Genomic DNA, 14,281 nt, shown 5'->3' on the forward strand with positions numbered 1-14,281 from the left:
AGGCTTTAGTTTTACGTTAGGGATACCAGCAACTTCTAGAGGTTTTAGTTTTACGTTAGGGATACCAGCAACTTCTAGAGGTTTTAGTTTTACGTTAGGGATACCAGCAACCTCTAGAGGCTTCAGTTTTACGTTAGGGATACCAGCAACTTCTAGAGGCTTCAGTTTTACGTTAGGGATACCAGCAACTTCAATAGGCTTTAGCTTCACGTTAGGAATACCCGCAGCCTCATACCCATTTAATTGATCGAATGGTGCGTTTGTTAAACTTAAAGCTAAAGTAATGGCAGTAACTAGTCCGTTAATCATTGTCTTAATCTCTCAGGGTTGTTGAAGTTCAGTGCCAAATATTTGTTCACTGTTGGTTTCTGAGAGATATGTTGCAGATGTTATGCCAATTTTTAAATGTTCTCCTTTTTTAGTTAAATTTCATCCGTGATTGGCTAAATTTTTGCATTTTAAACATTAGGCTTTTTTGTGGCTGGATACCGGGCTATAGCTAAAAACTTCTTGCTTTAGCAGCTCAGTAAAGCAGGTTTCATCGACAGCCTTGCTATATATAAAGCCCTGAATTTCCTCACACTTTAAAGCTTTGAGTATGTTAAGTTGAGATGCTTCTTCGACCCCTTCACCGACAACAGAGAGTCCCATGTTGTGGGCTATGGTAATGATAGAGTCGACCATTTTCAGATCTCTGTCAGATTTATCTATGTCGTCAACAAAGGCCTTATCAATTTTAAGGGTGTCGATAGGGAAGCGCTTTAAATATGACAGTGATGAATATCCGGTGCCGAAATCGTCTAACGCCAGGCTGACGCCCATTTTAGAGAGTTGCATCATAACTTTTATCGCCTTTTCTGGCTGTTTTATGACGGTTCCTTCGGTAATTTCCAGCTCAAGGTTGGCTGCAGGGAGCTGAGTTAGACGTAAAATTGACTCTATTCGCTGTTGTAGGTCCGGAAGTGCGAATTGTTGTGATGATAAATTGACGGCAACCCGGCCGTTGAACAACTTTTGACGGCGCCAATTTTGCGCAGCAAAGCAGGCTTTACGTAATACTACTTCGCCGATTTCGACGATAAGCCCGTTTTCCTCTGCCAGAGGAATAAATTCGCCAGGGGAGATCAGGCCATGCTTGGGGTGATTTAATCTGACGAGAGCTTCCATACCAGCCATCTTGCTACTTCTAAGGTCAATCTTAGGTTGGTAGTAGACTTCGAAGAGATCGTCTCTTAAACCTTCACGGATCAGGTTCTCTACTTCAAGTTGACGTATTGCATTGCGGTTCAGAGATTCTGAATAGAACTGGTAGCGATTGCCACCAGCCGATTTTGCATGATACATGGCGATGTCAGCTTTACGCAGCAAGGCCTGTTCATTCTGATCGTCTTCTGGGTAGAGAACGATACCTATACTCACACCGACGACGACTCTATCTTTTGTCAGTTCAAATGGGCTGGAAAAGGCGTCAACCACATGATTGGCGATGACAGCGCTGGAACCAATATCTGGGTTATTGTCGACGAGTATGGCAAACTCATCGCCGCCCAGACGATAGATGCTGGTGTGGTAGGGGACTGTTGACTCGATGCGCCTTGCTACTTTAATTAGGAGTTCATCACCGACCTGATGGCCTAAGGAGTCGTTAATCTTCTTGAAGTTATCTAAGTCCAAGACCATTAGGGTGTGGTGGGTATCTTTTTTAACTAAGTTCCCTAAGGTCACCATTAAGCTTGAGCGGTTAGGTAAACTGGTCAGCAGGTCATTGTTGGTGAGCTTTCTTAGCTCTTCTTCTTGCTGTTTACGACGAGAGATATCGGAGAACACGCCTACATAATGAGAGAGTACTCCCTGTTCGTCGTAGATAGCGTCGACCGTTAGTTCCATTAGGAAGCTGCTTCCATCACCCCTGGAGGATTCAACCTCGTTACTCCAGCTACCTTGCTGTTGCAGAATATGTCGAATCTGTTCTGAGTAGCTCTCGGGATATAGGTCAAACTGAAAGAGTTCGCCGATAAAGTCATTGCGGCTTTTTTCACAGAGATCACAACAGGCTTCGTTGACCTCAACAAACTTAAATTTATTGTCTAAGATGAACATGCCTTCGGAAATATTTTCGATGGCGCGCTCAAACAGCCTTAGTTGCTCTTCTGCCTGTTTGAAATTACTGATGTTTTTGATGGTGCCTGTCATACGCAGGGCTTTATCATTTTCATCACGCTCAACGATTTTTGCCCTATCCAATATCCAGATCCATTGGTCATCTTTGCCTTTGACGCGATAGGCGGCTTCAAAATGATCGGTTTCGCCATAGAAATGTTTGTTGAGCGCGGTATTGACTCGCTCTTGGTCCATGGGATGGATGTTACTCTCTTCACCTGCTTCACCCGAGCGTTGACCATCTCGCGGAAATTCGAGAGAGCCCCAGATATTAGAGCGATAAATTTGACCTGTTTCGATATCCCAGTCCCACATTTCATCGCCACTACCCCACAATGATAGCTTTAACCGCTCTTCAGACTTAGCGATTTGTCGCTGTACCTCTCGTCTTCTCAGCGCTGCTTTAACAATGGCGCCTGTGATCAGTAGTGTAATCAGTAGATAGACAAGCTTAGCTTGAATTGACAGCCACCAAGGAGGTGTTATCTCTATTGCAATACTTGTTGTTGGTCCATATTCTTCGGTAAGAGGGTCAATTGCATGAACTTTAAAAATATATTTTCCCGGTGATAAATTTGTATAGGTTGCAGAGTTTATACCTTTAGAATTTACCCACACATCAGAGAGTCCTTCCATTTGATATGAGTATTGTAAATCGGTGTTAAACTTACCAGGGGTGATAAATCTTAAAGTAAATGGGTAGTCTGAATACTTTAGTTTTAAATTTTCTGTATACGGTAAGCTTTTTGATAATATTCGTCCATCAATTTTTTCTGGGATGTTGAATATTAGAAGTTCACTTAAAAGTACAGAGGGTGGTTGAGTTGTTTTGTAAAGTTCAATGATATCATCTATGTTGAATTCTGTAATACCTGATATGCCGCCAATATAAAATGTATTTTTTACTTTTGATATTGCTTGAGTGTTATATTCGTCTTGGCTTCCGTAAGAAGAAGATACTACGAATGATTCTCTGTTTTTTTTGTTAAACACAATTACTTCTGCGTTTGAAGAGAAAACCAAATAATCTTGGTGACCATCAATAGCATAGATTGGTTTGTTATTGTGGAATAATTTTTCGTACGTATTTTTTTTACGGTTGAGAGAGTATAGTGTTGTTCTGGTGCCAAAATAAACATTGCTACCGTCACTGAATATACTGATAACTAGGTCATCATTAAAAACATGCTCAATGTTTTTGTTTTCATTTGTTACCTTAAACAATCCCCCCTGAGTAGCTATCCAGACAATTTCATGGTCTATATTAATATCAAAGATTGGATTGTCTTTATCTATTGATGATTCAGAAATACTTCTGTTTTTAACATTGAGCTCAATTAATTTGCCGCTTGTTGTTCCTGCTAAAATCAAATCTGACCCTGGTAAGTCCCTAATCATGAAAAAGCTTTCTTTGCTGATCCTTATAGGTTGCTTACTACCATCATTTAGAGAAAAAAGACCTTCTTGAGTTGCGATAAATAAGCTATTGTTTTTATAAATAGCTGACTTAGGCCCTTTTATACCTATATTGTATGTTTTTTGCTTTTCGAAAAGATTGTTGTATTCAATTATGATTTCAGAATCAGAAGTAACTAGTATTTGGTCGTTATTATTATTAATGGACCAGACGTTGTTTTCAGGGAAGTATGTTTTTAGCTTATTTTTGTTTTTACTTAAATAAGTGAAGCCATTGTTCTGGGTTGTGATGATAATCCCATCTTTAATAGTGTAGACGTCTGGTGTTAAATTTTCATCTTTTGTGTTTTGGCTTTTGAACTTTCCAACTTTTACTTCTGTTTTTTTAGCGATTTTAGACAATGTGCTTTTGTTAAGTAAGTATAAGGATTTGTTAAAATCGAAAATAACACTCCCTTTCTCTTGTATATCAATCGTCTCCCCGGATTGTATATATTTTAAAATACCCTCATGAAGTATGGTGATATCATTATTTATAATTGCTATGTCTGTTGATGCACTATACACAAAAGTGATTTTATTATTTTTTAATTCATATATTTCCCCGTTGTAACTTCTAATGTAAACACTTTTTGATTGCGGCGAATATATGGTCTTCTTTATGTCAGAACTTCCTGTGATGAATTTATTTTTTAACTCTGATAGAGATTTTGACGCTTCAATTACTATGTTTTTTGTTCCAAAATAAATAGACTCATCACTTTCCGTTATTGTTCTAATAGAACTTTCGGATAATTCAATGATATCTGTAAATTTTGAGAAGTTATCTAACTCTTTGTTATAAACCGCAATACCTTTTTCGGTTCCAATTAATAACCGGTTGTTGCTGTCTATGAACAAAGTTCTAATAAATGAACTAGGAAGAGATGAAGGGTTATTGTTTGAGAAATAGTGCTTGAAATGAGTGCCATCAAAGCGGTTAAGTCCATTTAAGGTCCCTATCCAGATATAACCTTGCTCATCTTCAACGATAGAAGTTACAGTGCTTTGAGAAAGCCCTTCGGGTACATTGTAATGATCGACCTTTAAGACGGGGATGTTGCTTGGTGGTTCACTAGAAAAAACATAGCCGGAAACGGTCAGGGCCATTAGCAGTGAAAGTAGAAATCGAGATAAGAATGTAGGCATAATTATTAGTCTGATTATTAGCCATTAATGCATAGGCAACAGTTATTTAACCTACTTTATTCAGAAACAGGGGGATTTGTCAAAAGAACACTGAATTTTCTTGGTTGTAAATTACTCTCATTTTCATTGTCACTTAGTGTTTTGTGCTGTGCACTTGGTTGCTTGCCATCTTAGTTGTTTGTAAATTGGTCTAGGTTAGTGGTTTGCTCGGTATCTCGTTGATAAGTTATTTCTGTCAATGTCAGGTAAAAGGCCCTTCCTCGGGCCTCAGAAGAGAGTTAGTAGTTAAACTTTGCCGCGCGTTGCTTAAAGCTTCTTAGATCGGTGATCATATTGTCAGATGTTAACTGCTCTTGATTCCTGTGTTGCTCGCCTGTTGTAAACAGGATCAAGCGGTCACCATGTTTGGTTCGCATCTTCTGCATCATAAATTTGATCAGATCGGAGCGGGTCAGCTCAGCAATCTGCTCAGCAACCAATTCTCTTTGATTAAATTCATAATCTTTATTACCTATGCTCGACCAGTACCTTTGACCTCGGGTCTTTAGATTGGAGTCATGCTCCATTATCTGATTGATAAGGCCCTGTTTAGTGAGCTCCCACTGATCGTTGGTTATTTGCATCACGGCGTAGTTAAAGTCGGCAATGAACTCATCTATCGCCTCGAGTAACTTAAGAGGGCCTGCGGTAGGCGATTGTATATAGAAGATCATGCCCGGATAACGATTTAGTGGCAGATAACCTGTGCCCACCATGTAGCCTAATTGGCGTTTGGTTCTCAGCTCATGGAAGAAGGTCGACGACATGGTGTGATTTAATAGACTAAACAGAGCCATTTTTAATGGCGTTGTCTGTGAAGATTGGTAATACACTATGATACTGCTGTCTTGATGGTTAACACTCACTTCGCGCATCAAGGTGCCGACATTCTCGAGTTTGATCAACTCACGTTCTGATTCGCCGCTAGGGGTCGATACTAACGAGAGTACATGATCCAGTCGTTTACCCAGTGCCTGGGCCTCTTCGGTAAGCCAGTCACCGTAGACGAGTCCTTCGAGATGAATCTTCTCGTAAAATGCGCGCACATGATTATGCAGATCATCTAAGGTGATATCTTCAAGCTCTTCGGCCATACGCTGCGGTTCATAACTGCGTTTTTGCAGGGTAACCGTCAAGCTGGTAAAGAGCTGCGAGATGGGTTTGGCACGGCTTTGGTTAATCCAGTTGCGTAAGATCTGTTTCTTGATCTGCTTAAATCTTTCTTGGGTAAAGTTACGCTCTCTGGCCTTGTTGATGAGTAGAGATAGCAGAGCCTCCTGTTTGCCCGTTAAGCCGGTAAGATGCAGTGTGATGCCCCCTTGGTGAGGGTAGATGTTGTAACTCAGCCCTGCGACCTCGGCGGGATAGGTAAACTCGGTAAGGTAGTCGAGCAGCATTTCAACATACAGCCGGGTTAGGGCGGCATGCTTTGGCGTGGCAGCAGCTTGGTGGGAGTCTAACGACAGATACATATGCCCCTTAGGCACATTAAACTCATCATCTTTTCTGTGCCAGATGCGGTAACCCGCTTCCTGACAGACGATAACTGGTACGGGGTGATCGCTCTTGTCTTCTCTGGCAATCGAGTCTTCGATAATGAAGGGATTCGCCTCAGGTAACTTGAGGGCGTCTCTGATCTCTGGGTCACGCCAGGATACTAACCTTTCGCTGGCTATCGGCTTCATCTGATAGGGGGAGTGATACCAGGCCGCCTGTTTCTCTGTGTCCAGATCTGGCGAGATGAGCTGTATACGTAGGTTGTCAGGACTCATTAAATCCAGCAGCTCTTTCACCTGGCTCACATCTAATCCATCCATGCGGTAGTCGCCGTAGATTAGATCGGCCACCTGATAGTGATGCATATTGATGCTGAGGTGACTGGCCAGATCAAGAGGTTTTATCTGCTCCTGATATTTAAAGGCGAGCTTAAGTAAATTGGCTCTTTCCTGATAGCGCCATGCCTCCATGCCTTGGGTTTTAATTAATTTCAGATATTCAAAGCTTGCCTGTATCACATCATCGAGCTGTTGCAGCCCTTTTTCGGTGAGCTGAATGCTGATGTTATAGTCTTTAAAGTTGTAGCCGTTGACGCCGCCGCCGGCCGAGAGATTGATGGCCAGTCCCTGTTCTTTCAGGTGACTCAGCAAACTTCCTTTACCCTCATAGCCTAATAAGTGGCTGATAAAGGTCAGTGGCTTTCGCTGATAAAAGCGGTCGATGGCGGGTAGGGGAAAGGTAATGGCTACGCGTCTTTGCTCTTTGAGCGGAACAATATTGATCTGCTGCTGTAGCTGCGCCGGCTCATAAATTGCCACGTCAGGATACTGCTTAATCAAGTGACGATTCTTTATCGGTGCAAAATAGGTGTCGGCCAGTTGGTTCAATTCATCAAGTGATAGCGGCGCTACCAGACAGAGGGTCATCAGGTTAGCGCTGTAATGGGATTGATAGAAATCCAGTAATTCCTGGCGTAATGTCGCTTCACTGCCCGCCAAGGTTTTGAGATTGCCAACTGAAAACTTTGAGAAAGGATGAGCCGGATTAACTGTCTCCTTTTGAACTTGATAGGTCCGGCGAATATCGTCTTTCAGCTTGAGGCTAAATTCAGATTCAATGGCATGGCGCTCTCTGTCGACCAGCTCTAGGTCAAAGCAGGGGGCGATAAAAAATTGGCTAAAACGATCCAGTGACTCTTCAAACACCTCGGCATCGATAGAGAAGAAAAAGTTGGTTTGCTCAGTACCCGTCCAGGCATTGTTGCTGCCGCCATGTTGATTAATAAAGGCGTGATACTCACCTGAGTTAGGGTATTTTTCTGTGCCTAAAAACAACATATGCTCAAGAAAGTGCGCCATGCCAGGACGTGAAGCCGGATCATCGAAATGACCGACGTTGACCGCCATCGATGCGGCGGCTTGTTGTGCCTGTAAGTCTTCCACTAAAAGTACCCGCAGCCCGTTAGCTAGTTGCACATATTGGTACTGGCGATGATCGTTGGGGCTCTTAGTGATTGGCGTCGAAGTGGGCAATGGCTGACTCCATCCTTTTGCTGGACAAATGTATGATATTCATCGGGGTTTAGGTCGTTAAAGCAGTAGCCTACATATTGGGCTTCAAAAATGACTTTGGCAAATATCTTATCCGTTATTCGACTAATTAATAACAGACTTAAGGTTTGTTGCGCAGCACTTTAACGCTACAATTCATAGTAGAACAAGAATAATCATAGCGAGAGTAGTATGAAGCTATATTTGATGCGACATGGCGAGGCGGGTTATCACGCACACTCAGATAGAGAACGTGTGCTCACTGAGATCGGCCGCTATCAAACCGAATTGATGAGTAACTGGCTGGTCCGTGATGTAACCGAGTTCGATCTCGTGCTGGTGAGTCCCTATCTGCGTGCGCAGCAAACATGGCAGGAAGTGAGTAAGCACTTCCCCGAGCCTCGAAAGTGGTTGGTGCTGGATGAATTAACGCCTTCGGCCGAGCCGACCATGGCAGCCGATCTGACCTTGGCTTATGCCGAACAATACAAGGCTGACAATGTGTTAGTGATTGCCCACATGCCGCTGTTGGGCTATATGGTTAGCGAGTTGGTGCCGGGCATTGAGCCGCCTTTGTTTGCGACCTCTGGGGTGACCTTAATCGACAGACATGGCGAGCGAGGTTCGCTAAGCTGGCAGCATACCCCCCATACGGTGAGCTAGCCAGATAGCTATATAAATACAAAAAGGACGCCTCGGCGTCCTTTTTGTTGTCCTAATGAAAGAGGGTTAATTACTCCCAAGAGGGAAACTCGCCGACCTCGACCAAGACCAACAAGGCGGCATCGCCACCCCATTCTTTTGGCGCCTTATGGAAGGCTTTAACTTGAGGGTGTTGCGCCAGCCACATAGGAATGTTCTGTTTTAATATCCCGGTGCCATGACCATGCATCACGCAGCAACATTGGCTGTGCTGTTTGACGCAGGCTTGAATCAAGGCCGCAAGCTCTAGCTTGGCTTCAGTTTGACGCATGCCGTGCAGATCCAGTAGCAGATCGGGCTGATAGTCACCGCGTCTGAGCCGCTTAAGCTCATGGCTGTCGACATCTTCTCTTGACCAGCGCATCGCGCCTTCTAAGGGGAGCAGGGGCTGATAGGTATCGGAGAAGTAGCTGTCGGCATGCAGCCGAGTGGTGGCGATCTCCAGCTCTCGCTTGGGTTTTTGCGGCGCCGCAAAATGCCGCTTATCTTGTTTAAGCGGTTTTATTCCTTGAGTTAGCGCCGAAAAAAGCGCCAACTCATCATCTTTTTCTCTATTCATGGGGCTATTTTATTGAATCCGATGCCATATGAATAGAGTTCAGTTACAATGAGTCGGAACTATCTAGCGGGAGCAAGTTTTGGATAAGATTTTTGTTGATGAAGCCGTGACGGAATTACGTACAATCGGCGATATGTTGCGTTGGGCGGTTAGCCGTTTTAACGATGCTAATATCTATTATGGTCACGGTACCGATAATGCGTGGGATGAGGCGATAGCCCTAGTGTTCCATGCTTTGCACCTGCCAGAGGAGATTGGCCAGCAGGTGATCCACAGTAATCTGACCAGCAGCGAAAAGCATAAGATTGTTGAGCTCATCATTCGCCGTGTACGCGAGCGTTTACCAGTGCCATATCTGACAAATCGTGCTTTTTTCGCCGGTTTGGAATTTTATGTCGATGACAGAGTGCTGGTGCCGCGTTCACCCATTGCCGAGATGATTGCCAACCGCTTTAGCCCTTGGCTCTATAATAAGCCGGTGAATCGTATCTTAGATCTCTGCACCGGCAGTGCCTGTATCGCTATCGCCTGCGCCTATGAGTTTGAAGAAGCAGAAGTTGATGCTATCGACATCAGCAGCGATGCGCTGGAAGTGGCGCAGATTAACATCGAATCTCTCGGTGTGATGGACAGGGTATTCCCTATCGAGTCTGATATGTTTGCCGCTATCCCTAGAGCTCCTCAGTATGATCTGATTGTCTCCAACCCTCCTTATGTGGACGCCGAAGATATTGGTGATATGCCTGATGAATATCATCATGAGCCTGAGTTGGGGTTAGCCTCTGGACGTGATGGTCTGGATCTCACTAAGCGCATTCTTGCTAATGCCGCCGACTACCTGACCCAAGAGGGCTTGTTGGTCGTTGAGGTGGGCAACTCTATGGTGCATCTCATCGAGCAGTTCCCTGAGGTGCCCTTCACCTGGGTGAATTTCGAACATGGCGGTGACGGTGTGTTTGTGCTCACACGAGATCAGCTTGTTGAAAATGAATCACTTTTCGCCATCTACAAAGATAGTGAATAATAGTGGGAAGGGCTTAGTCGCATATGACTAAGCCGATTTAATACCAATCACGGTAAGTAAGAGAACAGAAATAGCGCAGGAATAACGTTCCAGAACAAGGCAGGATTTTTCGATAAGTAGTTATTCTACAATCAAAAATAGTAACGCCGTAATCGGACGTTTTAACAAGCTAGAATGATCAGCTATTTACTACGATTGGTATAAGAATATAGCCAGTGGCAAGTTTAGGCTATGCTGGAGTCAACTAATCAAGTAGAGGTGAAGTAAGCACATGTCGGGTAACAGTATCGGTCAAAATTTTGTGGTAACGACTTTTGGCGAGAGCCATGGTAAAGCCTTAGGTTGTATTATTGATGGCTGCCCTCCGGGTCTGGCGATCGATGAAGCCGATATGCAGCACGATCTCGACAGACGCCGTCCAGGCACCTCGCGCTATACCACAGCCAGACGCGAGCCGGATCAGGTTAAAATCCTCTCTGGCGTGTTTGAAGGGCAAACCACTGGCACCTCTATTGGTTTAGTTATTGAGAATACCGATCAACGCAGCCAGGATTACTCCAACATTAAAGATCAGTTCCGTCCGGGACATGCCGATTACACCTACCAGCAAAAGTATGGCCTAAGAGATTATCGTGGTGGTGGACGCTCATCGGCGCGGGAAACCGCCATGCGAGTGGCTGCCGGTGCGGTGGCAAAGAAGTACCTTAAGCAGGTACACGGTATCGAGATCAGAGGCTATCTGTCTCAGCTCGGTCCTATTTGTGCCGAGACTCTAGATTTTGAACAGATCGAACAAAATGCCTTTTTCTTCCCCGATGCCAGCAAGCTAGAGCAGCTTGATGAGTATATGCGTGAGCTGAAAAAGAGCGGTGACTCGATTGGTGCCAAGGTGTCTGTGGTGGCGACCAATGTCCCAGTGGGATTGGGGGAGCCGGTATTTGATCGTCTCGATGCCGATATCGCTCATGCTCTGATGGGGATCAATGCAGTAAAAGGCGTAGAGATTGGCGATGGTTTTGCCGTGGTGAATCAAAAAGGTTCTGAGCATAGGGATCTGATGTCGCCTGAAGGCTTTGCCTCTAATCATGCTGGCGGCATCCTTGGCGGCATCTCCTCTGGGCAGCCGATAGTGGCGCATATCGCCATGAAGCCGACTTCTAGCATCAGCGTGCCAGGTGAGAGTATGACAGTGCAGGGTGAACCTGCCGAGGTAGTCACCAAGGGACGCCACGACCCCTGTGTGGGGATTCGCGCCGTGCCGATTGCCGAGGCGATGTTGGCCATAGTCCTAATGGATCACCTGTTAAGACACAGGGCGCAGAACCAAGATGTGCATAGCATTACACCTATATTGGGCATGAAGTAGCCCACAGTAATAGTGAAAGTCAGAAGGCACATTAATGTGCCTTCTTTTGTTCGAGACTTACCGACCGGTGAGCTCGCGTAGTAGCAACATCAACCCCAGAAGGTCTGTGGGGAGAAACACTCTAGGAATAGCCTTACACCATGTCGCAGGCAGAATCACAGCAACAACTTCATTGGATCAGCGCGTGTTACTTTTTCTTTTTCGCTATTCTTGGTGTCTTGGTGCCTTATCTCGGTGTCTTTTTCGAGCATAGGGGCTTTGAGCCGCAGCAGATAGGTTTTTTGCTGGCGATTTTAATGGCAACGCGCATCATAGCGCCTAATATATGGGCCGTGGTCGCCGACAAGACGGGAATGCGCGGTCAACTGGTGAAGATGGGCGCGGCTTGCTCCGCGGTGACCTTTTTAAGCTTCTTCTATCAGGGGGGCTTTCTCTATCTGGCCATCAGCCTCAGCATCTACACCTTTTTCTGGAATGCCATATTGGCGCAGCTTGAGGTGATCACCTTAGAAACCTTAGGTGAAAATACCGGTGGCTATGGCAAAATCCGCAGTTTTGGTAGCCTGGGTTATCTGGTTTTTGTGGTGAGCGTGGGCTTTGCCATTAGCCATTTTGGTACCGAGATTTTGCCCTTTGTGGGATTAGGCTTGTTTCTGGGCCTACTTGGTTGCTCACTGTCTTTGCCCAGTACTCGAGTGCGGGTCGATAAAACGCTAACTGCGCCGCCGCTGAAATTTGATGCCGGGATCTTCTGGTTTCTGGTGTCAGCCTTACTGTTACAGATGAGCGCTGGGCCATTTTATGGTTTCTTCGTGCTCTATTTGAAACAGGTCGGTTATAGCGAATCGATCGCAGGGATCTACGTCGCCCTTGGGGTACTGGCCGAAATTGTGATGTTTATGTTTGCCCCAAGACTGCTTGGCCGTTACGGGGTCAGTGCTTTGCTGGTGGTCTCTATCGGTCTAACCGCCGTTCGCTGGTTGCTGATGGCCTTTTGTGCCAGTAGCATGGTGTGGCTCGGCGTTAGCCAGTTGCTTCATGCTTTTACTTTTGGCCTGGTGCACGCGGCGTCGATTCAATTTGTGCATCAAAGATTTGATGTCAGGCACCGTAGCAAGGGGCAGGCGTTATACGCCAGCTTGAGTTTCGGTGTCGGCGGTGCGCTGGGCACCTGGTTTTGTGGCTTCATCTGGGGAGATGGTTCACAGGCTTGGTTGAGCTGGTTAGTGGCTGCGGTGTGCGCGGTGCTGGCGATGCTCGCCGTATTTCTCATCCCAGCACAAGCTAGTAGTAGCCAAAAACAATAAGAAATAACAAGGATATAGCCATGAAACAGACATTTCGCCTCGGTGTGATCATTAACCCTCTAGCGGGCTTGGGAGGCAGTGTGGCGCTAAAGGGGAGTGATGGTGTTGCCCAGGAGGCGCTGGCTCGCGGCGCCGAGCCCAAGGCACACCTGAGAATGGCACAGGCACTGAAGGTGATCTTACCCTACCAAGATAAGATTACTGTCGTGACGGCCTCTGGCGCCATGGGCGCCGATCTTGTCAGTCAGATGGGATTTGCTCATCAGGTGGTTTATCAGGTGGGGGAGACAACGGCAGCGGGCGATACTCAAGCTGCGGCTAAAGCACTGCAGGCTGCGGGAGTCGATCTCTTGCTGTTTGCTGGTGGCGATGGCACGGCGCGGGATCTGTTTGAGGTGATAATTGATACCCAACCTGTGCTTGGCGTGCCTGCTGGGGTGAAAATTCATTCTGGCGTTTATGGGATCACCCCCCATGCATCGGGCATGGTGGTCAAACAGTTACTTGATGGCGCATTGGTAAGTTTGATGACAGCCGATGTCATGGATATTGATGAGGCCGCCTTTCGTCAAGGCGTCGTTAAGGCGCGCCGATTTGGCGAGATGCAGGTTCCTGCCGAGCCACGTTACATTCAGGCGGTTAAGATGGGTGGCAAAGAGGTCGACGAGTTGGTGTTGGCCGATATTGCTGCCGAGGCCGTTGAGCAGATAGAAGAGGGGCTTGTCATCATGGGCTCTGGCAGTACTGTCGCCGCCGTGATGGAAGAACTCGGGTTAGACAACACCTTGCTAGGGGTGGATCTGGTTGAGAATGGCGAGCTGATTGCCAGCGATTTAAGTGCTCAGGCGCTAGTTGAACTGACGGCGAATCGTCCATGCAAGCTGGTGATCACATTGATTGGCGGTCAGGGTCATATTCTCGGGCGTGGCAATCAACAATTGTCGCCAGCCTTGATCCGTCAGGTCGGCAGAGAAAATATTATCATTCTGGCGACAAAAACTAAGCTAAAAGCACTTGAAGGGCGCCCCTTAATTGTGGATAGTGGCGACCCAGAGTTAGACAGTGAATTATGTGGTTATTATAAAGTCGTGACCGGCTACCACGATTATGTGATGTATCAGGTGGCCAACCCAGATCTGGTGAGTGCTACTTGATTAACCGATACAAGCAGATTTCGATTGGAGAAGTAATGTTAGAGCAGTATGAGCAAGCATTAGATGAGTGGATCGCGACCAAGGTGGCAGGCGGCGATGATGATCAACTCTTTGCCAGCGGTTATCTACAAGGCCATGTTGCCGTAGTCTTATCTGAGCTTGAGCAGGAGTCTGTGCAAGACCTTCAGGCACTGGAAACTAAAATGCAGGTTTGTCTTGAGACCGCCAAGTCAGAGCTTGAACCTGCCGATCACGCCTTAGTGGTGAATGCCTGGACTGAGCTGCGTGAGCAGATTTCTCAAGGCCTAAACGCCTAAAG

General features: G+C 45.9%; 9 protein-coding genes and 1 pseudogene. 6 read left to right on the forward strand and 4 right to left on the reverse strand.

Going from position 1 to position 14,281, the window contains the following annotated elements:
• The 3 genes and pseudogenes from L2712_RS17460 to L2712_RS17470 all read right to left on the reverse strand — a co-directional run.
• Positions 1–309, reverse strand: a pseudogene (locus tag L2712_RS17460) (hypothetical protein); the annotation flags it as partial.
• A 156-nt stretch (positions 310–465) separates the two neighbouring features.
• Positions 466–4,725, reverse strand: a complete 4,260-nt coding sequence (locus L2712_RS17465) for an EAL domain-containing protein (protein WP_248978539.1) — start codon at positions 4,723–4,725, stop codon at positions 466–468.
• 317 nt (positions 4,726–5,042) lie between these two features.
• Positions 5,043–7,832 (reverse strand): insulinase family protein, encoded by a 2,790-nt coding sequence (locus tag L2712_RS17470; RefSeq protein ID WP_248978540.1) that lies wholly within the window; start codon positions 7,830–7,832, stop codon positions 5,043–5,045.
• Between the two features lie 210 nt (positions 7,833–8,042).
• On the opposite strand from L2712_RS17470, the gene sixA reads away from it, so the two are divergent.
• Complete coding sequence (gene sixA, locus L2712_RS17475) at positions 8,043–8,513, forward strand: phosphohistidine phosphatase SixA (protein ID WP_033540235.1); 471 nt, start codon at positions 8,043–8,045, stop codon at positions 8,511–8,513.
• 70 nt (positions 8,514–8,583) lie between these two features.
• Here sixA and smrB read toward each other — a convergent pair whose 3' ends face one another.
• Complete coding sequence (gene smrB / locus L2712_RS17480; RefSeq protein ID WP_248978541.1) at positions 8,584–9,111, reverse strand: endonuclease SmrB; 528 nt, start codon at positions 9,109–9,111, stop codon at positions 8,584–8,586.
• A 79-nt stretch (positions 9,112–9,190) separates the two neighbouring features.
• On the opposite strand from smrB, the gene prmB reads away from it, so the two are divergent.
• From prmB to L2712_RS17505, 5 genes are all read left to right on the forward strand, one after another.
• Positions 9,191–10,135, forward strand: a complete 945-nt coding sequence (gene prmB, locus L2712_RS17485) for a 50S ribosomal protein L3 N(5)-glutamine methyltransferase (protein ID WP_033540233.1) — start codon at positions 9,191–9,193, stop codon at positions 10,133–10,135.
• Positions 10,136–10,406: 271 nt separating this feature from the next.
• Entirely contained in the window at positions 10,407–11,501 is a 1,095-nt protein-coding gene (aroC, locus tag L2712_RS17490) for a chorismate synthase (RefSeq protein ID WP_033540232.1), read from the forward strand.
• 140 nt (positions 11,502–11,641) lie between these two features.
• Positions 11,642–12,808 (forward strand): MFS transporter, encoded by a 1,167-nt coding sequence (locus L2712_RS17495; protein ID WP_248978542.1) that lies wholly within the window; start codon positions 11,642–11,644, stop codon positions 12,806–12,808.
• Positions 12,809–12,828: 20 nt separating this feature from the next.
• Positions 12,829–13,962: an ATP-NAD kinase family protein gene (locus L2712_RS17500; protein ID WP_248978543.1), complete on the forward strand. Its 1,134-nt coding sequence runs from the start codon at positions 12,829–12,831 to the stop codon at positions 13,960–13,962.
• 35 nt (positions 13,963–13,997) lie between these two features.
• The gene (locus tag L2712_RS17505; protein WP_248978544.1) at positions 13,998–14,279 is read left to right on the forward strand and encodes a YfcL family protein; all 282 of its coding nucleotides are present in this window, start codon (positions 13,998–14,000) and stop codon (positions 14,277–14,279) included.
• Positions 14,280–14,281: the final 2 nt, after the last annotated feature.

This window comes from Shewanella marisflavi (genome assembly GCF_023283925.1).
Taxonomy (GTDB): domain Bacteria; phylum Pseudomonadota; class Gammaproteobacteria; order Enterobacterales; family Shewanellaceae; genus Shewanella; species Shewanella marisflavi.

What these genes read in the sequence shown, in the direction of transcription:
- L2712_RS17465 (WP_248978539.1), bottom strand. Translation starts at nt 4,725, where the DNA reads ATGGCCCTGACCGTTTCCGGCTATGTTTTTTCTAGTGAACCACCAAGC.
- sixA (WP_033540235.1), top strand. Translation starts at nt 8,043, where the DNA reads ATGAAGCTATATTTGATGCGACATGGCGAGGCGGGTTATCACGCACAC.
- aroC (WP_033540232.1), top strand. Translation starts at nt 10,407, where the DNA reads ATGTCGGGTAACAGTATCGGTCAAAATTTTGTGGTAACGACTTTTGGC.
- smrB (WP_248978541.1), bottom strand. Translation starts at nt 9,111, where the DNA reads ATGAATAGAGAAAAAGATGATGAGTTGGCGCTTTTTTCGGCGCTAACT.
- L2712_RS17505 (WP_248978544.1), top strand. Translation starts at nt 13,998, where the DNA reads ATGTTAGAGCAGTATGAGCAAGCATTAGATGAGTGGATCGCGACCAAG.
- L2712_RS17500 (WP_248978543.1), top strand. Translation starts at nt 12,829, where the DNA reads ATGAAACAGACATTTCGCCTCGGTGTGATCATTAACCCTCTAGCGGGC.
- L2712_RS17495 (WP_248978542.1), top strand. Translation starts at nt 11,642, where the DNA reads ATGTCGCAGGCAGAATCACAGCAACAACTTCATTGGATCAGCGCGTGT.